Raw genomic sequence first — 25,358 nt, forward strand, 5'->3', positions numbered from 1 at the left:
CGGCGATCGTCACGCCGAACAGCGCGACGCCTGCAGCGCTGGCGACAAGGCGGATCACAGCACCGGCTCCCCGACGCCCACAATCTGCCGGCCGCACACGAGACCGATTTCGGCATATCGGCTGTCGAAGCCGTCACGGTGCGGAGACCCAGCAAAGAAGCAGCCCGGCGGAATCTGACCGACCGCCCCCGGTGTCAGGGGATCGCCCGCCTTGGTCCTCGCCTTCATGCGCGCGACCGGCTCGCCGTTGATCGTCACGAGCTGCCCGGAGTGGCCGACGATGTCTCCCGGCACACCATACACAATCTTGCCGAACATCTGCGGCTTCGGTCCGAAATGACGCTTGAGAAGCTCGGAGCGCGGGGGATCGAAGAACACATGCTCTCCCCTCTCCGGCAAAGCGTGGCGGCGGATCAGGAAAGCCCAATTGGGCAACGAGTCGGTCGTGTTGATGAGCAGCACATGGCTGTCGCGCCAGCTGCCGATCGCACTCAGTCCGATCGAGCACGCGACCGCGACGCCGAGCAGTGCCCACAACCGCTTCCGCGGCCGCCACCGAAGCGGTGGGATCTCACGGACGGGGGCTGCCATCGGGCCCTCCGAACGTCGATACGGTTGCGCCCTGCCCGGCCTGCCCTCTCGGCTCTAGCATCGCGGAAGGCACGGGCGCTGCCGGAGGCACAAGCTGCTGAGCCGCGCCGATCGGATCGATCGAACCGGGCTGGGCGGGGCGTGCCGCCAGCGCGGCCTGCACGGCTGCCAGTTCCTGCATGCGCTGCAGTTCCTCGACGGAGGCGCGCTTCGGTACCGGCACACCGGACGCAAACACCGCGGCCTTCAAGCTGTCTGTGATATCCGGCACGTTCTTGGTCAGGACCGCCTCGCCGACGAGCACCACCTGCCCGCGCGCACTTCGCCGCTGCAATTCCTTGTCGAGCGATGCCATGAAGGCCCGCATCTCGGCCTGGACGCGGTCCGGCGGCGACCCGGAGAATCGCTGAGCCTCGACATAGTCGCCGACAAGGGCGGACAGGCGCGCTGCCACGAGGGGCTCCTCCTCTGCCGAGGTAAGCGCGCGCGTGACCCACATGCCCCATATGATCGCGACGAAGAGCGCCGCTCCCGCGAGGATCTGGCGTCGGCTGAACCCTGCGAAGGCCGCTTTTCGAGCCGTGGGGGCAACTACGCCGGCGCTCGCCGGCGCCGCCGGAAGGTCGAGTTCGGTCTGTTCAGCCACGGCGACCGGCTCCCTCTTCTCGACGACGGGGCAGAAGCTTGTCCCGGCGCAGCAGGATGATCGCGCTCGAGAGGATCAGATGCGCGATGGCGAACGTGTGCTGGAAAGCAGCCGTTCGGGCCACGTCCGCAGCCACGTAGCGGCTCGTAAAATTGTGGAGCTGATGAACGAGACCATCGAACGACAGGTCGCCCAGGAGCAGGAAGAACAGGAAGAAAAGGCCCCACGTGATCAGCAGCGTCGAACCCACGACGCCCGAGCCGTGAAGCATGAAGTGGAGGACAGCACGCCAGGGAAAGGCGCGAGCGCTCCGCTCGTCGTCAGCCATCCGCACCTTGTCGATGATCGTCGCCATGATCCTACTCCGCGGCCATCGCGATCTCGCTCGATGGATCGAGATTGCTGGTCCATTTCTCTGGGTTGTCGGGGAACGCGATGCGCTCGATCGCTTCGTCCATGCTCAGACCCTCGGCGATCAGGCCGTCGATTGCGGCGAAGGTCTTGGGGCTGGAGGAGAAGAGCGTCGCCGAATAGGGATCAAGGACGAGCCGCCCGACCGCGAGCGTGTCGGGACCCTTGATCATGATATCGGAGTATTCGAACCCGTTCCGCTTGAGCGATCGGAGCAGCGCGTCGGTGTAGTCGTCCATCTCGAAGCGATCGTGCTTCTTGAAGTCGGCGATCGTTTCCGGCTTCTGCTGCAGGATCACGAACCAGTCCGAGTTCTCGAGCGCAGCGATCGACCCGGCCGACTTGTAATAGTCGTTGAGCGATTGGGTGGCCGTCACGAGCGACGCGCCATATTTGCGGCACGTTCGGGCATAGGTTTCGATGAAGTCGGCCATCGCCCCGCCGCGGAGCATCTGCCAGGCTTCGTCGAGAAGAAGCGCCTTGGGGATCGACCGATCGAGCTTGCGCATCATCTGCTGCGACATGAACATGATGGCGGTCAGGACGACGCTGCGGAGTTCCTCGCGCGCCGACAGGTCGGAGAGCTCGAACACGGTCAGCTGCGCCTTCAGTTCGAACGACACCTGGCCCTGGAAAAACCGACCATAGGTCCCGGCCGACGAGAAAGGCCGCATCGCAATCGCGAGATTGGCGGCGAGCGGGTTGCCGGTCGCCTCGAGCGCTTCGGTCACTAAGTCGATCGAACCTTCGCTGCCGTGAGCCTCCCAGACTTGGTTGACGGCGCCGTCGATCAGCCCGCGTTCGGTGTCGTCGAGCAGATTGATGTGACGCGACATCTGGTTGATGATCGCCTTCAGCATCGCCATGCAGTCGAGGAGATAGTCCTCATCCTCCGCGGCCTGCGCCTGATCGATCATGGAAAAGGGGTTGAGGCAGAAACCCGAGCTCATCGTGAACTCGACGAACGCCCCTCCCTGGAGCTTCGCGGAATGCTCGAACGACCGTCCGTCGTCGATGACGACCACCCTGGCGCCGGCGCCGCAGAGCGACCCGCAGAGCTCTTGGAGCGCAACGGACTTGCCCGAGCCGGACTTGCCGAACACCGCCACATTGTGGTTGCCGGCTGCATTCTCGAATGGGCTCCAGAAAAACGGCTGCCCGCGCCGACCGATCAGAAGCAGATGGGGCACCGCGCCGCCCAGATACTCCCCCTGCAGGGGCGCCAGGTTGGCCGCGGTCGTCGTGAGCAGCGTGCGCATACGCTTCATGCGCTCCAGATCCTTCGACAGGCCGTTGGCCATCGTCATCGGCATGGCGCAGAGCAGGCCCATCACCTGGAGGTAGCGATCGTCGAGGAGGTCCCAGCCCGCGGCGCGATAGATGGACTTTAGCACTCGCTCATGGCTGTCGCCCTTGCCCTTTGGTGAGAAGGACGTGACGCTGAAGAACACCCGGACGAGCTTGCGACCCTGCCGGATCTCCTCATTGACGTGCCGCCACTCCTGCGACTGCTCGCGAAGTTGCGGCAGGAACTTCGATGACTTGGAGTCCGCCAGGCTCGTCGTCCGCATGAATTTGTAGCTGGCTTTGTTGGTGGTGGCCTGTGCATCGGGAAAGTCGATGCACAGGTTCGTCGCGACCGGGCACGGCATGCGCAGCTTGTCGGTGAACATGTCGCCGATCAGCCGCGCGACATCCCAAGGGGCCCAGCGGTTCGGGAGGTTGCGAACCGAGAAGGATCGGACGTCGAAGACGTCGGGATAGATTTCGCCAATCTCGGGCGCGCCCTCGAGCGTCTTACCCGTGGGCCGGAAGCGCTCGGTGCGCAGCAGCATGCGGTCGGGCTCGACGTGCAGCTCGATGTCCCGCCGGATCGCCTGATCGGCGATGGGATCAAGGGGATTATAGCTGACCGCATCCTCGCCCGCCGCGGTGGTCGGCGAGGTGATGTCATCGATCCAGCCGATCAGCGCGACGGGGTCCATCTTACGGGCCAAGACGTTGATCGACTGAAGCGCCGAGATGATGCCTTCCATCACCGAGACGATCTGTTCGACCGAGACGCTCGAGGATTCTGGCGTGGAGTAGGAGATCGCCACGCGGTGGTTGCGGAGGCAAAAAGGGGCATCGGCCGACAGCGACGCCCACACGCCGTTCGTCAGGAAATCGACGCGGTGCTTCGCCATGCGCTCGTAGACGCCGCGTGCCGAGTATCGCGGCAGATACCATCTCGACAGGCGTTCTCCGACCCGCGGCGACATCCACTGATGAAACTGCAGGCATCCTGGCGCCGGAATTCCTTCCGAAAGGAACTGCGCGAGGATTTCCCCTGTGCGCTCGTCAGCGCCGACCAGCGGTGCCGCCTCAATCACGAACCCGCGTGACGCGCTGTTGTAGAAGATGCCGGTTTTCGGATCGTAGCTCCGGTAGGGCAGCCAGTGCGCCAACATCGGTACTCCCAGATCCGGTCGCTGCGTGTCCGGCCGTTTGCTGTCGCCGAAGACGCCGGCGAGAAGATCATCGAAGAAGCCTTGACCCATGTTAATTGTCCTCCGGCCCGGCGCTAGGAAAGCCGGGGGCTCTCACGGTGGGCTTCGGCACGGGCGGCGAGCCGGCGGGGGCAAGCGGCTCATCTGCGGCGGCGATCGCGGTGGCTGCATTAGCCGGAGGTGCCTGTTTCTCCGGGCGCCCCGCTGCGCCAACCTTGCCCTTGCCGACGTCACTGCTCGCCTTGGGCGCGAGGGCCGCTGGCTGCGGAGTTGCCACGCCCTCGGCGCCAGGCGCGGCTCGCGGCGTGCGGCCCGCCTTGGGGGCTAGGCGAGCCGCAACCTCGGATTTGATGGCTGCCACCGGATCCACCGCGCGAGCGCGCGCGGCCGCCACGGCAGCGGGATCGGGAAGGTCCGGATCGACGGCAAACGCGACGCTTCCTTGGTCGGCGCGGTTGACGGCATCGGCGAGCGATTCCGCAGGCGCCGGTGCTCGCATGGCATTTCGATCGGGCAAGCTTGTCGAGTTGGCCACCACCTCTTGGTGCCATTCGCCCCGCTGGACCACTGCGTGCACGGCGCTTGCTTCATGTAGCCGCCCCCTATCATCTATGTATGGCTGGAAGACGATGCGGAGGACGCGCTCCTGGGTTCGCCGAGCATCGGCTTGGCCGAGCGGCAGCGGCTGAACGGCGGAAGCCTTCCGGGGAACCCTGGCGGTCGGTTCCTGAGCCTGGGAACCGCCTGCTGGCGACAATTCCGAGCTGCCGGCGCTGTCCGCGATCATCGCGAGAGCGCGGTCATCGATGGATGACGAAGGTGCGCAGATGCCGTCGGGAGCCGAGCAAGAGAAGTTTCCCTTCACGTTGCCGCCGAAGGTCGTGCACCCGCTGAGCGCAGCCAGCCCGACGACGCCCATGAGAGCTCGTTTGCGAGCGCACCGTGGATCGCGCGCGCTCACGACGTCGCACCCTTCAGCCAAGCCTCGAGGAACTCTTTGGGCCGGTAACCCTCAATCACCTCTCCGTCGCTGCGGACGATGATCGGCGTACCGTTCAGGCCGTGCTTTCGTGCGAACTTCTCATTGGCATCGAGGCCCGCGGTATTGCACGGACTCGGCGCCTTGAAGGGCTCGCCGGCGTATGCCGCGTGCAAGGCCTCTTCCTGGTTCTTGGAGCAATAGACCCGGTCGGCGATGTCGCGGCTGCCGAGCACCGATATCGGCCGCTCGACAACCTTGACCTCCATGCTGCGCAGCACGTTGGTCAACGCCCGACAATAGCTGCAGCGGAAGTCAGTGAAGACGGTAACCGTGTGCTTGGCGGACCGGTTACCCCACACGATAGCGCCGTCGGCCGGCAAGCTCGTGAGGTTCAGCGCGGCGGGCTTGGCCGGGACGGTGACCTTTTTCGCACCGCTCGCCACACCGGCAATGCCCGCATCGGGGCTGCCTGCTTCATCGGCGGCGGCATTGGCTCTCGCCGCGCCGCCGACCAGCATGTCCGGGTTGATCTCCAACAGACGCGCGGCAGTCAGATCCTGGCGCGTTTCCATGTCGTAGACCCGGCCGATGATCAGATAACGCGAGCCGTGGTTGACGTAGAATAGGTTGGATCCTGCGGTGACCTCGCACAGACCGTCGATCTTCTTGCAGTCGACCTTTGTCAGCTCGGTCTTGGGCAGCCGAGTTTTCAACAAGCTCACGACCTGCGTTTCATCGACCCTCGCCGCATCCGCCGCGAGTGCGATACCGGCGATGCCGAGCGCCCCGACCGCCAGGATCGCAGGAGCGGAACGGGCGACGGCACCGAGCCGTCGCATCCGATCAGTTGCGGACATAGACACCCTCCAGGAAAACGATCTCGACGTCGACGCCCGTCGGCATCTCGATGACCGGTTGATATTGTTCGGCGCGCTCGATCAGGTATTTCGAGACGTCCTTCCCGGCCTCGGCAGCGCCGCCGCCGAGCGCGCGCAAGCCGACGCTGCCGAGATTGGGGGTACGATTTAGACCGCCCTCTCCATTGTCGGTGATGGTTGCCAGCGGCTGATTGAACGCCGAGTTCAGCGCATTGCCGCCGCCACTGACCAACCCGGCCAGGAACGCTTGCATCGCGAGAGATCCCTCGCGGCTGACGACCCGGCCGCGAACGCCGGTCTTGCCGCCGAAAGCGATGAAGCCCTTGACCTCGGACACTGCGTAGCGGCCACCCGGCTGTGGGCACGTCATCTTCTGAAGTTTGACGTAGACCTTCTCGCTCGAGAGATCGCCGCGCGCCGCACCGTTGATCAGGCACCCTTCGATCTTCGTCGTGAGCAGACGCCCGTTTTGATAGACCGAGCGCGCAGGCCCCGTGACACGGAGGACGACCGGCAAAGGGTCCGTCTGGCTGTTCACGCCGGCGCTCGCATCGACGCCGACGATGACCTTCGCGCTGGCGAAGCTGTTCGGCGGGAGGTAGTTGATGCTGTCGGTGAAGGTCGTGCTTCCCTTGGCGATCCTCGTCGCCGTACCGCCATCGGCAGTCTGGAAGCTCACCAGCTTGACCTCCGCCCCGCTACCGGCGGCAGGCAATGCCCGCGTCGCGGAAGGGCTGTCGGGTCGCTGATAACTCTGCGTCCCACCCGGTCCATACATGGCGCCGGGACCAGGTGCCGGCGGTGGCGCTGCCCTGGCCGATGCCATGTCCCGTCGAAGCTGATCGTTCTCCTGCTGATAGGCCGACAGGACACGGGCGCCGTCGGCCTGCATCGCCTGATTCTGACCCTTGAGCAGCTCGACCTGCTGCGCGAGCTGGTCCATGCGCTGCTGCTGCCCGTTGACAGATTTCAGCTGGTTCTCGACCGACTGCATCTGATTTTCGGAGAGCGCCATCCACTCCTGCTGATTAAGGTTCTTGTTGACCATGTCCTTGGTCGACACTTCGACCTTGGTCGCATCGTCCAGCGCCGCGCCCGATCGGTCGCCATCGTCACCGAATATCCAGAAGGATGACGCCACGAGCCCGACGCCGGCGACCCCTGCCAGCAGCATCCGCTGCCGCTTCCGCACGCTTTCGTTCGTAGTCAGGTCGCTCGAGACGGGGGACACACCCTCATCCGTGGTGCTGTCGAGGGGCGCGCGCTGGCGCCTCAGGAGATCGCTCAAAGCCATGTCATTGCCTCCCGTTCGAAGAGACGAGGTAGGCCGTCGTGACCTTCCCGGGATCGAGTCTTGGTTCCGCGATAGACACGGCGAGCGCGCTGGCGGGCGCCACGGTCGCTTCGGTCAGCGTGACCGCATCGCTGCCGCTGTTCTCGATGCGAAGGACACGACCGGTGAGCTCCGCTCCGCGGTATTCGGCGATCATCTGCACCTTGAGGTTGCCAACGTAGACCGGACGCAGCGCGCGCTGCCGCATCTCGTAGCCTTCGACGACCTGGTTGGCGTACATCGCCTGCACCAGTTCAACGGCGTTGTCCTGCGGACTGGCCGCGGCGACCTGCGGCGAAGCTTCCTCCGCCTTGTCCTTTGCGATGGCAGGGTTGGAGATGAACACCTGCACCGCTTGATCGCCCGCGATGCGGCAGACGAACTTATAGACATAACCGCGCTTGCTGGTGCCGAAGAAGGAGAGCGCCTGGCGACCGAAGCCATCCGGCACCGACAGATAAATGTCACCCCGCACGGGCTCGTTCACGACCGAGAAGTCGTCCTGTGGGTTGCCGGTCGAGATCTTCGAGACCGAGGCGAACTCATCCTCGACCAGGCTGATCCGCGTCAGGTCCTTCGCCGAGGCAGCACAGTCGACCTGGCTTCCATCGGAGGCCAGGACGGTCTGGTCGGCCCAGGCCGGCGCGGCGATGAGCAGCGCGGCGATGGCAACCAACGACGCGCCGAAGAAGCGACTGACGAAGCAATAGTAGCGGTTCAGGAGGGCAACGCCTGTCGCGGCGCTGCCGATGGCAAAGACCGACATCACTGATCCCTCTCCTTGCCGGTCGTCACCATCCCGAAGCCCACAAGCTTCAGAGAGAGGCCGGAATATTGCCAATCGAAGCGAAAGGTCCGCCGATCCTTGGCGATCACCTTGTTGCCGACGATCGTGTGGAGATCGCCGGTGACCGTCGACCAGAGGTTCTTCGGGTCCATCTCCATCGTCTGGATGGTGAAGAACTGCGCGATCGAGGAGCCGCGCTGCTCGTTCACGATCTTCATCAGATCGGCGCGGACGCGACCTTGCGCACTCGGCGCTGTGATCTCGAGGACCGACTTCATCCAGTATTCGAGATTGGACGGGCTGCGGTCGAGCGTCAGCACGGCAACGTCCCGCGTGATAAGCTCGAGATACGCTCTCGACACGCCAGCGCTGCTCACGGAAAGCGGGGAATGGAGGACCGGCTGCAGGACGACTTCGCGATCACGGGTCGCGGTGACGAGCAGCAGGATCGCGGAGAGGATGCTCAGGCCGACCGTCGTCACTATGAGCAGGTTGCGCTGCTTCAGGACGCGCTGGCTCTGGGCGTGGGTGTAGGAGATTTCCATCTTACCCCGCCATCAGCCGGAGGTAAGAGGGTGGCGTGGCCTTCATGCCGGTGAACCCGGCAGGAAGATGCCAATAGGCCATGTGAAGCAGCCAGGATGCCGCCCGACCTGCCTTAGCCTTCTTCAATCCCCACCAGCCTGCGCCCGCAAGCAACATGCCAAGAAGGATATGCTGAGACAGGATTCCCCAAACGAATGGGATCACCATCGCCAGGAATTCATCTAGCGTCCACAGCCCGATTAGCTCCGGGTCGTCTAGATGAGACGGAATGACGTACTTGTCCGCAGCCATTGCACCACCCCCTCCAAGAGCCGGCCGGATCTGCTAGTCCGACCGACCGTCGGACTCTTCAGATCGTTGCCGTCACGGTCGAGGTGACGATCGGAATGCCGGTGCCGGCGCCCACGCCCACGCCAACCGGGATCGCGATCTGGCCCATCGAGAAACGGCCCGAAGCGAGCGCCACGATGCCGCCGGCGAGCGAAAGCACGGTGATGATCTTGCCACCGGAACCCTCGAGGAAATCGGTGAACTTCGTCAGCGCGGTGTCGAACGTGGTATCCGCTCCGGCAAAGGCCGGGCCGGCAAGGAGAAACAGCGCGAACGCCAACGCGATGAGGGCGAGAATCGCCAGCTCCGCACGGCCGCTGTATTTGAGGACAGACTGCATGAGAGTTTCCCTTCAAATCGAACGCGACTGTTTCCGCGCCCATTTGAAGGGTGACCCTCCCCAACGATGACCGACAACAAAGTTTCCGACGTCCGCCCGAGATCAGCTCGCTTTATACTTCGAGGACTACTGCCACCCCGGCCTCGCGGGGCACCCTGCCCCGTCGGACCGGGCGGACTGCCCCGGATTCAGGGGCGCTGCGCCCGCTGGCCAAGGGCGTAGCGCCCACAATTTGGGGCGCGGCTCGATTATTGCGACCACGCATAAATGAGAGTAGATTCGCAGCCGTCGATCTTCGGATCGAGATGGTCTGCGTGGCAGCACCGGGAAGCGAACGGGTTGGCAAACGTGATCGAGGAGCGTTCGACGATCGATACAATGAGCGCAGCTCCGCGCCGGATTCCGCTCGAGATCTCTGAACATTTCTTCCGCCTTACGACCGAGAGTCTGCGCCTGCATGCAAACGAGACGATGCAGTTTCAGACGCTCGATAGCCTCCTCGACCGGAGAATCTTTGGCGATGCCGCCGGGGTCGATCAGCAGGCCGAGACCATTCGCGAGCATCTCTCGACCGTTCCTACCGGGGGCGACATCCAGATCTCTGTGAACATCGCTCAGGCGAGCGCCGACAATCTGGCTGCCTTGAAGCGCCAACTTGATGAAATGCTTGGCAGAAGTCTCACGCTGGCGGACACGATCTCTGTCGCGCTGTTCAATTACGTCGTCGGACAGAAAGCTGCGGGAATTCTGCAGCGTCTCTGGTCGCGTGACGCGGCAACAGAGGCGGAATCGTCCGCCAGTGGCGGGAACGTGGTCCGGCTTCGCGCCACTTCCATCCAAAACGGTGCTGTTGCAGTGAGATAGTCGACCTTGCCAAGGCTGGGCACCTATGGTTTCGTCGGAGCCCTAACTTAGGAGAGGGGGCTCGGTGCATGTCTTCCCCTGCCCGGATCGAGGCGTCGGAGGACGTCGGAAATTCGGTCAACGGCAACCAGCGGGACTTCATCCCGCTGATCCTGGAAGCCATGTCCGAGAAAAACGTGGGGCAGCGGAAGCTCGCGCTGAAGGCTGGCATCAGCAAAAGTCGCCTCGGTCTGCTTCTGCACAGCGACCCCGGCAAACGGGCGACGATGTCTCTGCGGGAGTTTCAGCAAATCCTCGACGCGCTCGATATCAACATTGTCCAAGCGATCATCACCGTGGAGACGTACCGCGATCAGCGCCTCTTCCACGACGAGCGGTTTGCCACCTCGATCGCAATGTTGGCCGAGCTGTTCCAGGGCCTTCCTTCGATGCTTCTTGCCGCGCTGGATGAGATCGAGGGGATCGACGGCACCGAAGTCCGAAAGGCTTGGGCCGGGCCGCTGCGCAAAGCGCTGGTCGAGAAGCTAGTAAAGGAAGTTTCCGCGGTGATGGCCCGCCGGGACTTCCTTTCGGATGCCTCTAGATTCGAATTTTAGCCCGCATGATCGATCCCTTAATCTGCCTCTAAAGCCGTAGCTTAATAGGAAGATACCGAGGCGATGCGCCCAAATGTGAGGGGCGGCGGGAGGGGCGCTCCGACAGCCGCTTGCACCGTCGCTACGCGCGGCACGTCCGCCAACCGCCGCCAGTTGAGAAGGACGTTTTCGACGTAATCTTGCGTTTCGACAATCTCGGGAACTGCGCCGTTGCGGACCCGCCCTGGGCCAGCATTGTAGGCTGCCAGCGCGAGGTGAACCTGCCCGAAACTGTCCAGTTGCCGTCTCAGGTAGCGTGCGCCCCCGCGCAGGTTCTGCTCGACATCGTATCGATCTACACCGAGCCCCGCCGCAGTGCCCGGCATCAGCTGGGTCAGCCCGAAGGCGTTCTTTTTAGAGAACACGCCTGCTTGATAGCCGCTTTCCCGAATGATCATCGCATCGAAGAGACCCACCGGAATCCCATACTCACAGGCGATGCTGCTCATCATCGTATAGTAGCCGAACCGACGCCTTTCGACGTTCCTACTCAGGAAGCCTGCCGGTCGGTAACCTGTCGGAGTGCAGCCAGGTGTAAAGCGGGTCGTTGCGTCCGCGAAGGCGAGGCGTCCGCCCATCCATCCTGGAATTGCGATCGCAGGCGGCGGTCGTAGCGCCAATGGCGGCCGATCGGCACCAGCTATTGCCGTGCCGGCCGACATGGCAGCTGAGTCCGACGCTGCATCCACCGTGCCTGCTGAGGCGAAACTGCTCGCCATCTCGAAGGAAACCCAGCGCCGGCTTAGATCATGGGTGCGGAAGGCGTCGACCACTGCTGTGGCGTCCGACAGCGCGAAGTCGGCGGCCCCTGCCCCCTCATCTCGATCGATCGCCCGCGCTGCGGGCAGTGACGGCATCGTGAGTATCTCGACGGTTCTTCCTGGTCGAGACGGCTGCGCCTGAGCCTGCACGCCGGTGAGAACCGCAGCGACGGCGACGATGCAAAAGCAAGGAATGCGCATTCGGGTCTCCGATCCGGGTAAGACCAGAAGTGGAGATCATGCGAATTGCGGTTGTCAATCCTGCGGTTCGTGGCGAGCATCGATGCCAAGTCTTCGAACAGGCTGTGCCATGTGGTTGATCGATCGCCATACCGACGGGCTCTGTGGAACCCGCATTCCCCTGCCATCGCCGCTTCGGGAGGCGTTGGTGACGTGGTACCGCGGCGAGGGGACGCGCGACGACGAGGATGCCGGGATCACGCTCGTCCAACAGGCTCGCATTGGAGACAAATGGCTCGCCTGCGATTGTCTCGGGGCCGATCAGCCGCCGCCCATCCTCACGCCTGCCTTCCTGTCTGAAGCCGAGACCTATTACCTTCGCCGTCTGACCAGCTCCAAGCGGCCAGAGCATCTCCCGGACTGCCCGTTCTTCCGCGACCAGGTGACCAACCGCATAACGCAAACGCGCGACCCGCGAACTCCGGCCGATCCACCAGCCGGCTATTTCGAGGTGTTGAGACCGGCGCCCGAGAAGCTCGCGCAGCGACCGGACGATGACGGTGGCGATGATCGGACTCGAAGCGCATCGGTCCCGCGCCTCGCTCGTCTTTTGTGGCGCCTGCTCGCCGCCAGCCGCCTCAATATCAGCCCGCCGCTCGCCGACGAGCCCGCGGAGCGGACGATCGTCGAAGAGTTCCGCGCGTTGAGCCGGGCGGCCACCCACATCGATATCGCGCCGGGCATCGAGCTCGGCCGGGCACTCTGGACGCACGGTCGGGCCCTGCACAGCAGACGCGCCTACGCCGGCATCCGAGCCCTCGCTAGTCAATGGCCGCGCGGGCACGCTCCGCAAGGCTTCCTCACTGTCTTCGCTTCGGAGTTCAGAGGGTCGACGATCTATCCGGCGGGATGTGACCCCATAAGGGTTGCCAATCGCGTCCAATCGCCGGCGGTGCTGGGCAACCCTGTGAAGGGGCCATATCTGGTGATCGTCGTCGTCGGCGAGTACCCGGAAGCGAGGGGCTACGCGCCGCTGAGGGCGTACGCGCAGCCGATTTTCGCTGGTAATCGGTTCATTCCGGTCGAGACGGAGTTCGAGCGCCGCGTTCTGAGATCGCTGCTGGAAGCGAGGAAGGCGTTCGATCGCGACGGGATCGATTTCGCTATCGAGAAGCCGGTGTTCGATCGGCTCACCGCGCTGGGATCATGCCGGCCCGACTTTCTTTGCGAGGCGCGGTCCCGTTCGACGGGCGAAATCCGGCAGTTGATTGCGCAAGCCGGGCACATCGAGATCGACGAACATGCCGCGCTTCGGCGGAGCCTGGAGCAGATCGCTCCTACCATCACGATTGAACCGATCGATCTCGAGAACGGCCTAATCTATCATCGCCTCACCACCGGTTTCGAACAGCCATTTTGATCTACTGAAGCCTCAGCTCCATGTCAGGGTAGCAGCGAATGAACCGACGATTGCCAGCGTCACGGGAGTAGATAGCAGATACAGCTTCTGCCAACGCCACCAAGTCCGAGGAATGAACAGCACCGCGCCACGGACCGTGCGGAATTCGCTCCAGGCTTGTTCTCGGTAAAGCTGCACCGCCGTTGTCGTGATCGAGAGAACGACCGCGAACGCGCAGCACAATCCGACCGCGACGTACAGCGCCAACCAGTTTTCTATCTCGATCGGCGATAAGTGAGCCATACAGCCTCGCAAACCTTCCTTGCCCGTAACGGCCCTTGCTATCGTCCGTTCCGATCCACTCGCCTTTCATAAGTAGCGAAGCCTTCGAAGCGATGAAGGGCGTGATCCGCAAAGCCGCGAGGCGCCTTCTCCGCTTCTCGCCAGCTTCTCAGCGGTAGCGGTTTGACACTAAGAATTGGCTTAGCCCTTCAAGCGGGTTCCGCCGTGAGTGACAAGCTCGTCCTCGAAGTCTTGATCGCGCCGTCGCGCGACCCGCCTTATTGTTCTCGGCGAGGAGGACCGCGTGCATATTTTCATCGACGAGTCAGGGACGTTTTCCGGGGCGGGTGCCGACGCGCCGGCTGTTTCGACTCTGGGCGCGCTCATCATGCCGTCACACCGCCTGCCCAAGCTGTTCAAAAAGTATGGGAGGCTTCGCGCTAACCTGCCTACGCGCAAGGGGGAGGTGAAAGGTAGCCTACTCGACGAGCGCCAGGTTGCGGCGGTGGTCGAGCTCCTGCGCATCAACGGTGCCCTCTTCTGCGCCTCGATGATCGACCTCGCCGACCACAGCGCGGAGGACATCGCCAAGCACCGCGAGAGGCGCAGCGCGAGCCTCGCCGCCAATCTCACCAACGGCCATACCCAGGAACTGCGCGATAGCATCGCCGCGCTGCAGAGGCGCATGGCTGGGTTTTCCGACCAGCTCTATGTTCAGGGCGCGGTGACGATCGACCTCCTCTACAACGTCATGCAGGACATGATCGTCTATCACTGCCAGCGCTTCCCTAAGGAACTTGGCGAATTCCATTGGGTCATCGACGCCAAGGATCCCAGTGCCGTCACCAATTGGGAGGAATGGTGGTCAAAAACGCTGGTGATCTGGCTGCAGGCGATGTCGCTGGTGAAACCCGGCGCGATGCTGCCCGGCGGCGATTATCGCCATTTTCGCCGTTTCATCTTCGACGAGCTCCCGGAATATCTCCGCGACGTCGCGCCGCCTGCCGATCGCAGCCGGGGTGCCGGCATCGACCTGCAGAAAATGTATGGCGAGAGCTTTCGCTTTTCGAGCGAACCGGAGCCCGGACTCGAGTTGGTCGACATCGTGACCAACGCGCTTCGCCGCGGCTTGATCGGCAACCTCGGCGAGCCCGGATGGCTGCCACTGCGTGGCCTCATGATACATCGAAGCAACGTCTATGTGAGCCCCGTTGGACTGCTGCCACCCGACCGTAAGCTGGCCCGAGCGCTGCTGCCCACCATGAATAAGTTCCGCGCGGGCGGTCGGATTATGGCGACGCCCAACCTTGCCTGGCCCGAGGACGAAATGACCGCCGCTAAATAGACCGGGAGATCGCCGGCGAATCTGGTAACGTCGTCGCATGAACGGTTCCGGTTCTTCCTTCTCCGATCGCTTCGGTTATCACGCCGCGGAAGCCGAGATCACTATTCGCGAAGACGCGCCGACGCCGATCCGTGACGGAATTCTGATGGCGGGATACGGTGCTGACCTTGGCCCCAGTGTGATGCGGGACATTCTGTGCCAAATTCTGCTGCAGCGGCCCGACCAGAACAACTGGTCGGCAAGCAATGTTGAGCGCGAGGTGTCAGGGCTTATCGACGAAGCGCCATGGTATCGCGTGTATGACTTCGCCGAACGCCTCTATGCCGAAATCGGCACGCGCGACTTTACCGGCACACAGCAGGCCCGCTTCGAGGCGCAGCTCAACCAGCTTTTCCGCGATCGGGGTGTGGGCTGGGAGATGAAGCAGGGCACCCTGGTCGCGCGCGGGTCGGAGGCCTTCGCACTCGCCACCGGACATGCAACAGAGGTGATGCGTCAGCACGGCGCGCCGACAGCCGCGAACGAGGTCCATGAGGCCTTGCGCGATATCTCGCGCCGCCCTCAGGCCGATGTCACTGGCGCGATTCAGCACGCCATGGCGGCGCTGGAATGCGTCGCCCGCGAGGTCGGCGGGACGACCGATACGCTTGGACCGATCATCAGGCGGCTGAGCCTGCCGGCGCCGCTCGACCAGGCGGTCGAAAAGCTTTGGGGCTTCACCTCGCAGCAGGGCCGACACATCCTCGAAGGCCGGCAGCCTCAATTTGAGGAAGCTGAACTAGTAGTCACCACCGCCAGCGCGCTCAGCGTCTATCTCCTGCGCCGTCGAGCCGGGTGATCCTGGCCGTCAGCAAGCTTCAACACCATGCCGGTAGCACAGCAGACCTATCCAATTTTAGCGATGAGCCGTCCAGCGGCGCCCTGCTCCGCCGCCAGATTGCGATTGTACGCAAGCGGCATGCGCGGCGACTTCCACCGCAAGGCGTCCATGATTCCGGCCAGATCTTCTCCCGCGACGAACAGGTCTTGATTAAGACCCACACGCGTCGAATGCGCGCTGATCCCTTTCAGAAGCCGCGACAGATCATCAGCGGTCAGGTCTCCCAATGCGCCGCAGTCAAACGCGCGCCGGATTATTGCCCGCCAGATCGGACCGACCGACCCCGGATGCAGCGCCGCGGCACCAACATCATATTCCACGCGCGCCGGCACCGCCGGCTTCGACAGGGTCTTGCGCAAGTCCCACTTCTCGCGGCTGGAGATGCTATCGATCCGCCGCCCTTGTACTGCTGGCCGCGCCTTGTAGCGTCGCACCTGCACACGTCGAAACAAGGGACCGCTCGCAATACCCGCCGCCTCCATCCAAGCTGCGATCGCCCGCGCTGAACGCGGTGACAGGAACGCCGTCGCCCCCTCCCCTTCCTGGTCACCCTTGCTTCGATGGATCGCAAGCAGCCTGGCCTCGGGATCAAGCGCTTCGAGGATATGTTCCACTTCCACAGCGACGAGCTCTGACGCCCGCAATCCGGTGTCGTACGCCACCGACAGCAGCGCCCGGTCGCGCAATCCCGGCAGATCGCCTCCACAAGCCTCCAGGAGCGCCCTCACGTTGATCCCGCGGGGTTTGTCGCGCTCAACGTCGCGCACTGGCCCCTTGAAGCGGAGCGGCCGCGCCTGGGCCTGGGCGGTGCCCTTCTCACGGCGGATCGCGCGCAGCCGCAGCTTGACCAGCGTGGCCTGGGTCGGATCCTTGAGGTCGAGCAGTTGGTGGATTTTGGCGATCGACGCTTTGTAGCGGCCGAGCGAGGCGGGGCGAGCCCCCTGCCCCGCCCGCGCGTCAAGATAGTCGGCGACGATCTCGGGCGTCGCCGGCAGCGCCAAGCGGTTCGTTCGCCGGCACCATAGGTCAAATGCCTCGAGGTCGCATTTGAGCGCGCGGATCGAGTGCGGGGAGCTGGCGGCTTGGTAGGCAGCGATCAACGCCTCGTCGACGACGATGCGGGCGCCGGCGCGCATCTGGGTCGCAGTCCATGCAATCTCGGGAATTAGCTCCGCCGGAACCATCACGATCTCGCCGCCGGCCGTATCGAAATCACCGGTTTCAGGGCTTTCCTGCCCGAGTGGCGCGTTCGCCTCCATGCCCGCCGCTGTAGCGCACCTTATAAAGAGGCGTCAATTTCGGTTATGTGATAACTGCAATTATCGAAGGTGCATAAGCAAGGACTATCATGGGCGGAAACCAACTGCTGACTTTGGTTTCCTTACGTGGCATCGTCGGCACTCATGACCCGCAACGACAACCCTCGTGCCGATGACGCTCTGCTCCTGCTCGGACGCCTGGATGGCCGGCTGCAGGGTAGCACAAGCGCGGACATCTTTCTCGCTCGTTCGCGTCTTAAGGGCGCCTCCACCCTTGCCGGCCTCGCCGGCGTGCCGATCGCAGTGAAAGACCTGCAGGACTGGATCGCGGGTCGCACGCGCCCTCCCCGCTCGTCCGAGGGACTCAACGATCCGATCTCGGTGGCGGCCATCTTCCATATCGCCCTCAGCCGCGATGAGGGTCTTAGCGACCCTCTCGCCCGCGTGACGCTGAATGCGCTGCGGTCCGTCCTGGACGATCGCGCTGAAGCGGAAACCTATGCGACGTCGGACCTCGCCCATTTCGGTCCCCTTTGGCGGAAAGTGCAGGCGGCCGCAGACGCCCCCTTCCCTACCACCGACCTCCTCGGCGTCGCGGACCGCGTCTTCGAGTTGGCCGCCCTCACCGAGCCGGCGACCACTAGCGGTTGGGACGTGGTCAGCCTCGATGGCCGGACGCTCAACCTTCCACCGCGCGGCCGCGACCGAAACTGGTTGATCGCGGTCGCCGTGCCACGGATGCTTTACCGCGCCGGCTTCACCACGCGGATCATCCCCTCTTGTATCCTGCTGCCAAAGTACCTGCCCCCCTCCCCCGCTGAGCTCGTGAGGCTAATGGTGCAGGCGATTGGCCGAACGGCTCAGACGGGGCTTCGGGAACTGGAGTCTATCGAGCGTGCGGCGGCGCGCATCCGGTCCGATCTTCAGGTCACCAAGCGGAGCAAGGCTCCCCTGCTCGCTCGGCTCCAACTATCCTACCCGGGGCTTCAGCCCGCCGCGGTCGCGCGCCTGCTGAAGGTGACACCCCAAGGTGCCCGAAAGCTCTTGGCGTCGACCTCGTCCGGGTCACGCCCAGTGCTGATCTAGCACCGCCCGGATCGCTTCCTCCGCGTCCTGGCGGGACGCTCCGCCCTTGCTCAGCAGGGTCAAGCGGATGCCCTTCCGGTCGGCGCCGTCAATCCGGAGCACCGGCTTCCCGGTTGAACTGGAGATGGTCTCGGGCTTTCCTGACCTCTTGGGGGATCCTGACCTCTTGGGGGGGTCGGCCGCCAGGGTGAGCGCCTTGATCACATCGAGGACCGGCAGCGCCTCGCCGCTCGTCGCCTGCGCTTCGGAAAGCCGCTCAGCTTCCTTGTAGGCCCTCGCCTTTCGATCCTCCGGCTTCAGAAGGCCCTTTAAGGCCATCGCGTTGCGGATGCCGAGATCCTGCGGGTTCACGAACGCCCGGGTCAGCTCCACTGGCAGGCGCGCCAGATCGAGGTAGCGGGTCAGCCAGCTTTCGGAGACCTTGAGCCGCTCGGCCATGGTCTTCTGGCGGCCATCGTAATAGGTGTCGAGCGCGCGCAGATAGTCCCTCGCCCGCTCAAGGTCGGTCAGGTCATCACGAGCCCGGTTCTCGATGTCGGCGAGCCGGAAAGCTTCCTCGTCCCCGATTTCGCGCACATCGACCAGGAACTTGAAGTCAGGGTAATTGTGGGCTCTCAGCCAGCTGATCGACCAATGCCGCCGCGCTCCACAGATCACTTCGAAATCGAAGTCAGGATCGCCAGAGACACGCCGTACGATCGCCGGCATCTCCTGGCGCCCCTGCGCCTTGATGCTCTCGATCAGATCGGCGCAGCGTTCCTCGGTTAGCAGCGCGTAATCGCGGTTGTGGCCTGCCCACATCCGGCAGCGCGCCGGATCGACAAGCTCATGCGTGCGATTGACGATCGCGCCGGAAGCAAGGTCTGCGAGCCTATTGGAGCGCCCCGTGAGCACATTCGAAGCGAGGCCCGAGCGACGCGGCGGCGGAGTCTCCTCGGACAGGTCGATACCCGCCGCCAGATCGGCCGCAAAGCCGGTGTTTTTCCTGCTCATTCGAGCCTCCCTCTACCGAATTGCACGCGTGCAATTGTTCCTTGTTCTCTCAAAATTGCACGCGTGCAATTTCGGATTTTCACGCCAGCGCAGCCTTGCGCAAAGCTGCCTGATGGCTTGGCCACATCGACCTGATATCGACTTCGATCTCCGCGTTCACGCCGTCGAGATAACCAAGGCAGCGATTGCGAACGGCCGAGCTGGTCGCAGGTCCATCAAGCTCATACACGGTCATCAGCCGCGCCGTTGCATTGTCGATCTCGGCCGAATCCTTGAGTGGTGTCCGTACCATCGCATGCCCGAACAGCGTCCGCATCAAATGCAGCAGCTCCTTTTGCATCGACTTGTTCTCGTCGACCTTAGAGCCGACGAACCGTAGGAACTGAAGCTCCGGCGCCAAACCACGCTCGGCAAGCTGCTCGATTGTCTCATCTAGCATCGACAGGAATGCCGCCGTTGACGAGAAATCCATGACCGTCGGCGGCACCGGTACGACAAGGGCGTTCGCCGCGCGAAGAACCGACAGCGAGATGGCGCCCAGCGCCGGCGGCGGATCCATCACGATCACGTCGAACCGGTCCGAAATGCTCTCGATGCCCTCCTTCAAGCGGTCAAGGAGCCCGTCGCTTCCCCGCGCCATGCGCGCGGCCAGCTCATACTCCGAGTTGAACAGCCGGAGGTTCGCCGGGATCAGCTCCAGGCCATCGAAATGCGTCTTGCGCAGTGCGTAATCGAGCGATGACCGCTCGCCCTCCCGGAGAAACGGATAGAGTGTATCGTCCTCGTCGAGGTCGAGATCGGGAACGTAGCCGAACAGCGTCGTTGCGGAGGCTTGGCTGTCGCAATCCACGAGAGCAACGCGATAGCCCCGGATCGCAAGATATTGGGCAAGGTGGACCGCTACCGTGGACTTGCCCACCCCACCCTTGAAGTTCTGAACGGCAACGACGCAGCACGGATCACTTGGCGCACGATAGGGCCGGGTTCCGAAGACGCCTCGCATGTCGTTCAGCTGAGCCAACGTATATCGTTCGCGCCGATTGGTGTCGGTCCGCGATGGTTCGGGCAGGCGTCCGTCCTTCTCCGCATCGCGGATCGCCGCCGGGGTTCGACCTACCAGCTCGGCCGCCTTGCTGATCGTAAAGGTCGGCTCGCGCCGGTCATCAGCCCGCGCACTACGGGCCGAATCGCGCAGCTTCTCAAGCACTGAGGACGTTCGACTGGCAAGCGTCGCAACCGAGACGATCCGCTCGGCTTCCTCTATCTCGAGTCCGTTAGCCACATGCCTACCTTTCGCAATTCGGCGTGTGGTACACCGACTTGCGCTTTTCGGTCAAGAAATGACGAACTTTCGAAAGTCGTTGTGCCGTGATGCGGGCGAAACTCACGTTTCACCCACCATCCTGACTCGGTGGGGGATCATCGAAATTGCACGCGTGCAATTCTTGCTCTCAGGGACGCCCCCGACGGTTGACCCAGCCCTCGCAGAACCCCTTCCAAGACGCGACCATCTTGGCTCCCCGGAGCTTCCCAAGGCGCTCACCCATATGCTCGCGATAGGCGTCCGCGATCATGTTGATGTCCCAGCCACCCCCGTATGCACGGCCGATCGCCAGGAGTTCATCCTCGCCAAAATGAAGTGACCCTCGCGGGAACGTCTTTTCCTCCGGCTTGGCTTTGGGGAGAACCTTCGTTGGCGCCGAAATCTTCCCCTGCCCGGCCGCTGCGACGCTCATCGTCTCCACGCTACCGTCACGCCTCGCTTCCCGCCCCGATGAGTGCCGGTTCAGCTCGTCCACCGTCTCGATGACTTCGGGCGCGCCCTTGGGCTCGAACCGGAACTCAAGCTCAGTGACCGTGCGCCCCTGCCGGATTTCCCGCCACTCCACCCTGAAATGGGCCAGCTGGTCGATCTCGGCCTTTGCCTTTTCGAGCACCTTCCGCCGCAACTGGGCGAAGTCGGCATAGACCTCCGGTGGAATGCCGAGCGCGGCCCGGAGCGCCTGCATGTCGCCCTTCCATGTGGCCTGCCGACGATGCAGCCGGAGCGCGCCAAGCTCATAGAGCTTAAGGGCGTAGCTCGATCTGAAGCCAAGAACGGCCTGTCGGTTTAGCACCGCATAGGTCTCGGAAGCCTGAATCAGCTTTCGCGCGTCGGGTGTGAACTCCCACTCGATCCAGCCCGCCTCGCCACCGTCCTCTTCGCTCTCCTCGCGCGACCGCGAAATGAGCGAGAAGCGAAGCGTCGCCTTTTTCCCTCGCCACGATTTGTCGTCGACCGCGAACAGCGTGCGATGGAGCTCCTCCAACATGTCGCTTATACGCTCATTGCCCTTATGACCCCGGCGAATGTCCGCCTTTCGCATGCGATGCGGACGATCCTCCCAGGCATCCCCGCCCGCAGTCAGGATCATCAGCGCAAGCAATCGTGAGGCTGTCAGACTAAGAGACTCGCCCTTGACGAACTTAACCTCGATGATGTTGCCTGGTTTAGCGAATTGATCGCCACCTTTGGCCTTCAGCGCAGCCGCAACTCGCATCGCACGACCTGGCGATGCTTCGTCGCCGGTTTGGTCTACAGCCTGATCTATTTGGCCAGCGTCGGTTTCCATGCCATGATTACGTTCAGATGTGAGTCTCCGGTGCGCAGTTGCTGCCTGACCTGACCTCTTCCGTCAAGTCAGGTCAGGATCATCCGCCCCTCGGCCTCCCCCAATTGGTCAGGATAAATTTGCATGTCGATCGGCAATAATTCGAGGAAGACTGCCGAGTCGAGCGGCGACGCCCGAACGATGCCCCCCAACCGCCTTTCCAGACGCCTTGCCGATCAGCGCGCATCAAAACTGGGCCAAAGCCCCGCCCAAAACCACGGTCCCCCCAATCGGTCAGGATTGCCCCGGCAGGTCAGGTATCACCCCCCAACGGGACAGGTTGAAGCCCCCAATGGGTCAGTCAAACACCCCCGTCCGGTCAGGCAAAGCGCCGCAGCCCGTTGATTTCACAGTGCTTTTCGCACCCTGAATCTGAATCTTTAGAATCACGAATCCTTCCGCTGCGAGCAGCGGCGTTTTTAAAGATGATTCTTTGAGGAAGTTCACCCGAGTCGCCTCCGTCGACAACGGCCGCGACGCTGAGGAGAGGAGGGGGGTCTAGGCTGGCGAGCAGGAGGTGAACCTATGCCGCTTACAGCCAAGAGGCCGACGCAGGAACTAGTCGACATCGTCGGGACGCTCGGCGGTACCTGGAACGGCTATATCGCGATGTGCCGCTGCCCAGCTCATAGCGACAGCGATCCAAGCCTATCGATCCGCCAAGGTGATCGCGGGATCCTCGTCACGTGCTTTGCCGGATGCTCGCGAGAGGACGTCCTGAGGGAACTCCGCCGAGTCCGACCAGGTCGCCATTATTCGGCGCCCGACGCAACCGGTCCGCAGCGCCCGGCCAATATCGAGCGGCTCTGGGAGCAGGCTGTCGATGTTCGAGGCACCCTGGCCGAGCGCTATCTCGCTCGCCGCAACCTCCTTCCGCCGCCACGCGAGGTGCGCTTTCATCCGAGGTGCCCGTACATGCCGAAGCCGAAGACGGTATTCGAGCCGGCCCTGCTGATCGCCGTGCGCGAGACCCGTCGACTGGTCGCGATTCAGCGGATTTTTCTCAACAAAGCGACCGCCGACTATACGCGCAAGGTAATGCTCGGCATGCCTGGGAACGGCTCGTGGCGGGGCGGGGAGGGGGGCACCATCCTTGCGATTGCCGAGGGCTTCGAAACCGCTGACGCGTTCGCTCGCCTCAACGCCATCCCCTGCTGGGCTTCTCTCGGCGCACGGCGTCTTAATCAACTGATCATCCCGTCAGCAATCGATACACTGCTCATCGCCCAGGACAATGACGCCGAAGGCCGACGCGCGGCCGACAAGGCCGAGATCCATTACCGACGGCCGGGTCTGACCATCCGCCGGGCACCACCCCCGGCAAAGTTCAAGGATTGGGCGAAAGTCCTCGACGCGGTCGTCCAGGGCATCAGTGTCTAGGCGCTCCGGGGTGGAAGAGGGGAGGGGGATCGAGAGCGTGATGCTGCTGAAGGTGCAGCCTCGCAGGAGATCCCAAAATGACCGACCTCTTCCACGCGGCCGATCGCGCCGACCATCATGCCGCGCGTCTGCTCCTACCGCACCTCGCAGCGGACGGCGCTATCAGCCGCCGCCTGATCAATGATATCATGGTCACCGCTTTCGGCGGGTCCGATGCCGACGGCCGCTGGACTCAGCGCACGAGCTTCGAGGTTCTCGAACATGCGCTCGCCCTACACCTTCGCTCAAGCGGCCAGGGCTTGAATTCCTTTGCTCAAGTCAGCGGCCTGGTCGCACTTTCGGAGCGGCTCCCGACCCAGACGGTGCGGAGCGAGGAGCAACTCGACTGGCAGCAATTTTCAACGCCAGTCGACATCGCCGCCGTCGCGGTCCTGCTTGCGGACGTCCAGCCCGATGACGTCATCCTCGAGCCGAGCGCCGGCAACGGATTGCTTGTCGCTCAAACCGGGCCACACAAAGCTCTCCACCTCAACGAACTCGATCCCCTCCGCCGCGGGCGGCTGCACCACGTCTTCCCGGAGGCCACGATCTCCGGCGAGGACGGCGCAACGATCAACTCGACCTTGGCTGCTGCCGAGCGACCCTCGCTCATCCTCATGAACCCGCCGTTCTCGCGCTCCCTCGGGCGCGGCGCCGACGACTATGCTGCGGTCCGCCATCTACAGGCTGCGCTTCGCCGGCTGCAGGCGGGGGGACGTCTGGTTGCGATCATGCCTGATTGGTTCGGGCCCAGCGCCAGGATGCGCGACCAGTACGAAACGGTGCTGCGCAATGTCACCGTCCAGACCTCGGTGCGGCTCGAAAAGTGCTATTTGAAGCACGGGACGTCGATCGCCATCCGACTGTTCGTGATCGACAAGGTCCCCGGCAAGGCACCGCCGTCCGTGATCCAGCGCTCCTCCGTGACCGAGCTTCTCGATGCGCTACGCGTTCCCGAAAGATCGAGGCCCCGTCGAGACGAGCCCGTGCCGGCGCCAAAGCGGTCGGGCGGCATCTCGCTTTTTCGCGCGGTCAAGAGCAGCCGCCCAGAACCGCGCACCTTTCACGCGCCCGTTCGTAACGATGTGCTCCCCGTCGAATATGAGAAGCTCGCGACACCCGCACCGCTCCTCGAGCAGACCGGCGTCTATCTTCCCTACCGGCCAAGCCGGATCAGCTTCGCCACCGCCGGCGAGCATCCGACCGCGCTGGTCGAATCCGTGGCGATGGGATCGATCCCGGCGCCGATCCCCGACTATGTCCCCTCGCTCCCCGAGCGCACCGTTTCCGAGCGCCTGCTTTCCGCCTCCCAGCTCGAAACGGTCGTCTATGCGGGACATGCCTGGGCGCAGACGATCCCCGGCCGCTTCAAGCCGAACAAGGAAGGCGTCGGCTTGACCCTTGCCGAGGACGGCGAAGCCTATCGCAAGGGCTTCTTCCTCGGGGACGGGACGGGTGCAGGCAAGGGACGCCAGATTGCCGCCTGCATCCTCGACAACTGGCTCCAGGGCCGCCGTCGCAACATATGGGTCACCAAGAATGCGCCGTTGCTCGAAGATGCGCGTCGGGATTGGACTGCGCTTGGCGGCCTCAGCGGCGACATCCAGCCGATCTCCAACTGGAACATCGACGAGCCGATCAGGCTCGAGCAAGGAGTTCTTCTCGTCACCTACCCGACGCTCCGCTCGATGCGCGGCGATCACAGCCGGCTGAAGCAGATCGTCGATTGGGCGGGGGCCGACTTCCAAGGCGTGCTGGCGTTCGATGAAGCCCATGAAATGGGCGGGGTCGCGGGCGGGGAGGGCGCCCTTGGCGCCAAGGAAGGATCGCAGCAGGGCATCTGCGGCGTGCTCCTCCAGAACCAGCTTCCCGGTGCGCGCGTGCTTTATGCCTCGGCGACGGGCGCGTCCGACGTCAACAATCTCGCATATGCGGTGCGCCTCGGTCTCTGGGGACCGGAAACCGCCTTTGCCGATCGCGAGCAATTCATCAGCGGCATCCGCAAGGGCGGCATCGCGGCGATGGAGCTAGTTGCTCGCGATCTCAAGGCGACCGGTCTCTACATGGCGCGAGCGTTGAGTTTCGCGGGCGTCGAGTACGAGATTCTGCGGCACGAGCTGACCCCGGCCCAGATCGAAATCTATGACACATATGCCGACGCCTGGGCGATCTTATGCGCAGCTGCGCATAAGATCTGTTATCGCGAGGTCGCGATAATGCGCAGGAACGTGGCGAAGGCCCGCAAAGCTGCTGAGCATTTCGCCACGTCCT

General features: G+C 63.5%; 26 protein-coding genes. 8 read left to right on the forward strand and 18 right to left on the reverse strand.

The window, feature by feature from the left end; translation table 11 throughout:
- Positions 1-54: 54 nt before the first annotated feature.
- Genes AC3WT0_RS12460 through AC3WT0_RS12510 form a run of 11 tightly spaced genes read right to left on the reverse strand, consistent with a single transcriptional unit; the run spans position 55 to position 9,333 of the window.
- Positions 55-591 carry a S26 family signal peptidase gene (locus AC3WT0_RS12460; RefSeq protein WP_126001452.1) on the reverse strand — a complete coding sequence of 179 codons (537 nt, stop codon included), beginning with the start codon at positions 589-591 and terminating at the stop codon, positions 55-57.
- On the reverse strand, positions 572-1,237 hold the full coding sequence (locus AC3WT0_RS12465; RefSeq protein WP_126001453.1) for a TrbI F-type domain-containing protein: 666 nt from the start codon (positions 1,235-1,237) through the stop codon (positions 572-574). Before AC3WT0_RS12465 ends, AC3WT0_RS12460 begins: the two co-directional genes overlap by 20 nt.
- Complete coding sequence (locus tag AC3WT0_RS12470) at positions 1,230-1,592, reverse strand: hypothetical protein (RefSeq protein WP_126001454.1); 363 nt, start codon at positions 1,590-1,592, stop codon at positions 1,230-1,232. The genes AC3WT0_RS12465 and AC3WT0_RS12470 overlap by 8 nt, the downstream gene beginning before the upstream one ends.
- A gap of 4 nt (positions 1,593-1,596) precedes the next feature.
- Positions 1,597-4,188 carry a type IV secretion system protein TraC gene (traC, locus tag AC3WT0_RS12475; protein ID WP_492753743.1) on the reverse strand — a complete coding sequence of 864 codons (2,592 nt, stop codon included), beginning with the start codon at positions 4,186-4,188 and terminating at the stop codon, positions 1,597-1,599.
- A 1-nt stretch (position 4,189) separates the two neighbouring features.
- Positions 4,190-5,056 (reverse strand): TraV family lipoprotein, encoded by an 867-nt coding sequence (locus tag AC3WT0_RS12480; RefSeq protein WP_126001456.1) that lies wholly within the window; start codon positions 5,054-5,056, stop codon positions 4,190-4,192.
- A 38-nt stretch (positions 5,057-5,094) separates the two neighbouring features.
- A complete protein-coding gene (locus AC3WT0_RS12485; RefSeq protein WP_126001457.1) occupies positions 5,095-5,976 on the reverse strand; it encodes a DsbC family protein in 882 nt (293 codons plus the stop codon).
- A complete protein-coding gene (locus AC3WT0_RS12490) occupies positions 5,963-7,291 on the reverse strand; it encodes a TraB/VirB10 family protein (protein ID WP_126001458.1) in 1,329 nt (442 codons plus the stop codon). Before AC3WT0_RS12490 ends, AC3WT0_RS12485 begins: the two co-directional genes overlap by 14 nt.
- 1 nt (position 7,292) lies before the next feature.
- The gene (locus AC3WT0_RS12495; protein WP_126001459.1) at positions 7,293-8,096 is read right to left on the reverse strand and encodes a type-F conjugative transfer system secretin TraK; all 804 of its coding nucleotides are present in this window, start codon (positions 8,094-8,096) and stop codon (positions 7,293-7,295) included.
- Positions 8,096-8,662 (reverse strand): type IV conjugative transfer system protein TraE, encoded by a 567-nt coding sequence (locus AC3WT0_RS12500; RefSeq protein WP_126001460.1) that lies wholly within the window; start codon positions 8,660-8,662, stop codon positions 8,096-8,098. Before AC3WT0_RS12500 ends, AC3WT0_RS12495 begins: the two co-directional genes overlap by 1 nt.
- Before the next feature lies 1 nt (position 8,663).
- Positions 8,664-8,954 (reverse strand): type IV conjugative transfer system protein TraL, encoded by a 291-nt coding sequence (gene traL / locus AC3WT0_RS12505; RefSeq protein ID WP_069207811.1) that lies wholly within the window; start codon positions 8,952-8,954, stop codon positions 8,664-8,666.
- Positions 8,955-9,012: 58 nt separating this feature from the next.
- On the reverse strand, positions 9,013-9,333 hold the full coding sequence (locus tag AC3WT0_RS12510) for a TrbC/VirB2 family protein (RefSeq protein ID WP_126001461.1): 321 nt from the start codon (positions 9,331-9,333) through the stop codon (positions 9,013-9,015).
- 348 nt (positions 9,334-9,681) lie between these two features.
- On the opposite strand from AC3WT0_RS12510, the gene AC3WT0_RS12515 reads away from it, so the two are divergent.
- Both AC3WT0_RS12515 and AC3WT0_RS12520 read left to right on the forward strand, forming a co-directional pair.
- The gene (locus tag AC3WT0_RS12515) at positions 9,682-10,197 is read left to right on the forward strand and encodes a hypothetical protein (protein ID WP_492753745.1); all 516 of its coding nucleotides are present in this window, start codon (positions 9,682-9,684) and stop codon (positions 10,195-10,197) included.
- A 68-nt stretch (positions 10,198-10,265) separates the two neighbouring features.
- Positions 10,266-10,793 carry an XRE family transcriptional regulator gene (locus tag AC3WT0_RS12520; RefSeq protein ID WP_126001463.1) on the forward strand — a complete coding sequence of 176 codons (528 nt, stop codon included), beginning with the start codon at positions 10,266-10,268 and terminating at the stop codon, positions 10,791-10,793.
- Between the two features lie 41 nt (positions 10,794-10,834).
- On the opposite strand, the gene AC3WT0_RS12525 is transcribed toward AC3WT0_RS12520, so the two are convergent.
- Positions 10,835-11,794, reverse strand: a complete 960-nt coding sequence (locus AC3WT0_RS12525; protein ID WP_126001464.1) for a lytic transglycosylase domain-containing protein — start codon at positions 11,792-11,794, stop codon at positions 10,835-10,837.
- Between the two features lie 109 nt (positions 11,795-11,903).
- Here AC3WT0_RS12525 and AC3WT0_RS12530 point away from each other — a divergent pair, with 109 nt between their 5' ends.
- Positions 11,904-13,193: a DUF8535 domain-containing protein gene (locus AC3WT0_RS12530; RefSeq protein ID WP_126001465.1), complete on the forward strand. Its 1,290-nt coding sequence runs from the start codon at positions 11,904-11,906 to the stop codon at positions 13,191-13,193.
- A 12-nt stretch (positions 13,194-13,205) separates the two neighbouring features.
- On the opposite strand, the gene AC3WT0_RS12535 is transcribed toward AC3WT0_RS12530, so the two are convergent.
- The gene (locus AC3WT0_RS12535; protein WP_126001466.1) at positions 13,206-13,475 is read right to left on the reverse strand and encodes a hypothetical protein; all 270 of its coding nucleotides are present in this window, start codon (positions 13,473-13,475) and stop codon (positions 13,206-13,208) included.
- A 283-nt stretch (positions 13,476-13,758) separates the two neighbouring features.
- On the opposite strand from AC3WT0_RS12535, the gene AC3WT0_RS12540 reads away from it, so the two are divergent.
- Together AC3WT0_RS12540 and AC3WT0_RS12545 are read left to right on the forward strand one after the other, a co-directional pair.
- Positions 13,759-14,799, forward strand: a complete 1,041-nt coding sequence (locus tag AC3WT0_RS12540; RefSeq protein WP_126001467.1) for a hypothetical protein — start codon at positions 13,759-13,761, stop codon at positions 14,797-14,799.
- 37 nt (positions 14,800-14,836) lie between these two features.
- Positions 14,837-15,637 (forward strand): AbiJ-NTD4 domain-containing protein, encoded by an 801-nt coding sequence (locus tag AC3WT0_RS12545; RefSeq protein WP_126001468.1) that lies wholly within the window; start codon positions 14,837-14,839, stop codon positions 15,635-15,637.
- 47 nt (positions 15,638-15,684) lie between these two features.
- On the opposite strand, the gene AC3WT0_RS12550 is transcribed toward AC3WT0_RS12545, so the two are convergent.
- Positions 15,685-16,863, reverse strand: a complete 1,179-nt coding sequence (locus AC3WT0_RS12550) for a site-specific integrase (protein WP_126001494.1) — start codon at positions 16,861-16,863, stop codon at positions 15,685-15,687.
- 219 nt (positions 16,864-17,082) lie between these two features.
- Here AC3WT0_RS12550 and AC3WT0_RS12555 point away from each other — a divergent pair, with 219 nt between their 5' ends.
- Positions 17,083-18,024 carry a hypothetical protein gene (locus AC3WT0_RS12555; protein WP_126001469.1) on the forward strand — a complete coding sequence of 314 codons (942 nt, stop codon included), beginning with the start codon at positions 17,083-17,085 and terminating at the stop codon, positions 18,022-18,024.
- Here the strand turns inward: AC3WT0_RS12555 and AC3WT0_RS12560 are convergent.
- The 4 genes from AC3WT0_RS12560 to AC3WT0_RS12575 form a co-directional block, all read right to left on the reverse strand.
- Positions 18,004-19,017 carry a ParB/RepB/Spo0J family partition protein gene (locus AC3WT0_RS12560; RefSeq protein WP_126001470.1) on the reverse strand — a complete coding sequence of 338 codons (1,014 nt, stop codon included), beginning with the start codon at positions 19,015-19,017 and terminating at the stop codon, positions 18,004-18,006. The two genes, AC3WT0_RS12555 and AC3WT0_RS12560, sit on opposite strands and share 21 nt — an antisense overlap.
- Before the next feature lie 79 nt (positions 19,018-19,096).
- Positions 19,097-20,299, reverse strand: coding sequence for an AAA family ATPase (locus AC3WT0_RS12565; RefSeq protein ID WP_126001471.1), 1,203 nt, complete (start codon positions 20,297-20,299; stop codon positions 19,097-19,099).
- Positions 20,300-20,468: 169 nt separating this feature from the next.
- Positions 20,469-21,557, reverse strand: coding sequence for a replication initiation protein (locus AC3WT0_RS12570; protein WP_126001495.1), 1,089 nt, complete (start codon positions 21,555-21,557; stop codon positions 20,469-20,471).
- Positions 21,558-21,965: 408 nt separating this feature from the next.
- Positions 21,966-22,115, reverse strand: coding sequence for a hypothetical protein (locus AC3WT0_RS12575; protein ID WP_164521755.1), 150 nt, complete (start codon positions 22,113-22,115; stop codon positions 21,966-21,968).
- Positions 22,116-22,193: 78 nt separating this feature from the next.
- Here AC3WT0_RS12575 and AC3WT0_RS12580 point away from each other — a divergent pair, with 78 nt between their 5' ends.
- Positions 22,194-23,048, forward strand: coding sequence for a DUF7146 domain-containing protein (locus AC3WT0_RS12580; RefSeq protein WP_126001472.1), 855 nt, complete (start codon positions 22,194-22,196; stop codon positions 23,046-23,048).
- A 77-nt stretch (positions 23,049-23,125) separates the two neighbouring features.
- Positions 23,126-25,358 (forward strand): strawberry notch-like NTP hydrolase domain-containing protein (locus tag AC3WT0_RS12585; protein WP_492753744.1); only part of this gene is annotated, 2,233 nt, incomplete at its 3' end.

The organism is Sphingomonas sp. EU05-FHT14C10, assembly GCF_058790595.1.

What these genes read in the sequence shown, in the direction of transcription:
- AC3WT0_RS12460 (WP_126001452.1), bottom strand. Translation starts at nt 591, where the DNA reads ATGGCAGCCCCCGTCCGTGAGATCCCACCGCTTCGGTGGCGGCCGCGG.
- AC3WT0_RS12470 (WP_126001454.1), bottom strand. Translation starts at nt 1,592, where the DNA reads ATGGCGACGATCATCGACAAGGTGCGGATGGCTGACGACGAGCGGAGC.
- traC (WP_492753743.1), bottom strand. Translation starts at nt 4,188, where the DNA reads ATGGGTCAAGGCTTCTTCGATGATCTTCTCGCCGGCGTCTTCGGCGAC.
- AC3WT0_RS12480 (WP_126001456.1), bottom strand. Translation starts at nt 5,056, where the DNA reads ATGGGCGTCGTCGGGCTGGCTGCGCTCAGCGGGTGCACGACCTTCGGC.
- AC3WT0_RS12485 (WP_126001457.1), bottom strand. Translation starts at nt 5,976, where the DNA reads ATGTCCGCAACTGATCGGATGCGACGGCTCGGTGCCGTCGCCCGTTCC.
- AC3WT0_RS12490 (WP_126001458.1), bottom strand. Translation starts at nt 7,291, where the DNA reads ATGGCTTTGAGCGATCTCCTGAGGCGCCAGCGCGCGCCCCTCGACAGC.
- AC3WT0_RS12495 (WP_126001459.1), bottom strand. Translation starts at nt 8,096, where the DNA reads ATGTCGGTCTTTGCCATCGGCAGCGCCGCGACAGGCGTTGCCCTCCTG.
- AC3WT0_RS12500 (WP_126001460.1), bottom strand. Translation starts at nt 8,662, where the DNA reads ATGGAAATCTCCTACACCCACGCCCAGAGCCAGCGCGTCCTGAAGCAG.
- traL (WP_069207811.1), bottom strand. Translation starts at nt 8,954, where the DNA reads ATGGCTGCGGACAAGTACGTCATTCCGTCTCATCTAGACGACCCGGAG.
- AC3WT0_RS12510 (WP_126001461.1), bottom strand. Translation starts at nt 9,333, where the DNA reads ATGCAGTCTGTCCTCAAATACAGCGGCCGTGCGGAGCTGGCGATTCTC.
- AC3WT0_RS12520 (WP_126001463.1), top strand. Translation starts at nt 10,266, where the DNA reads ATGTCTTCCCCTGCCCGGATCGAGGCGTCGGAGGACGTCGGAAATTCG.
- AC3WT0_RS12525 (WP_126001464.1), bottom strand. Translation starts at nt 11,794, where the DNA reads ATGCGCATTCCTTGCTTTTGCATCGTCGCCGTCGCTGCGGTTCTCACC.
- AC3WT0_RS12530 (WP_126001465.1), top strand. Translation starts at nt 11,904, where the DNA reads ATGTGGTTGATCGATCGCCATACCGACGGGCTCTGTGGAACCCGCATT.
- AC3WT0_RS12535 (WP_126001466.1), bottom strand. Translation starts at nt 13,475, where the DNA reads ATGGCTCACTTATCGCCGATCGAGATAGAAAACTGGTTGGCGCTGTAC.
- AC3WT0_RS12545 (WP_126001468.1), top strand. Translation starts at nt 14,837, where the DNA reads ATGAACGGTTCCGGTTCTTCCTTCTCCGATCGCTTCGGTTATCACGCC.
- AC3WT0_RS12550 (WP_126001494.1), bottom strand. Translation starts at nt 16,863, where the DNA reads ATGGTTCCGGCGGAGCTAATTCCCGAGATTGCATGGACTGCGACCCAG.
- AC3WT0_RS12555 (WP_126001469.1), top strand. Translation starts at nt 17,083, where the DNA reads ATGACCCGCAACGACAACCCTCGTGCCGATGACGCTCTGCTCCTGCTC.
- AC3WT0_RS12560 (WP_126001470.1), bottom strand. Translation starts at nt 19,017, where the DNA reads ATGAGCAGGAAAAACACCGGCTTTGCGGCCGATCTGGCGGCGGGTATC.
- AC3WT0_RS12570 (WP_126001495.1), bottom strand. Translation starts at nt 21,557, where the DNA reads ATGCGAGTTGCGGCTGCGCTGAAGGCCAAAGGTGGCGATCAATTCGCT.
- AC3WT0_RS12580 (WP_126001472.1), top strand. Translation starts at nt 22,194, where the DNA reads ATGCCGCTTACAGCCAAGAGGCCGACGCAGGAACTAGTCGACATCGTC.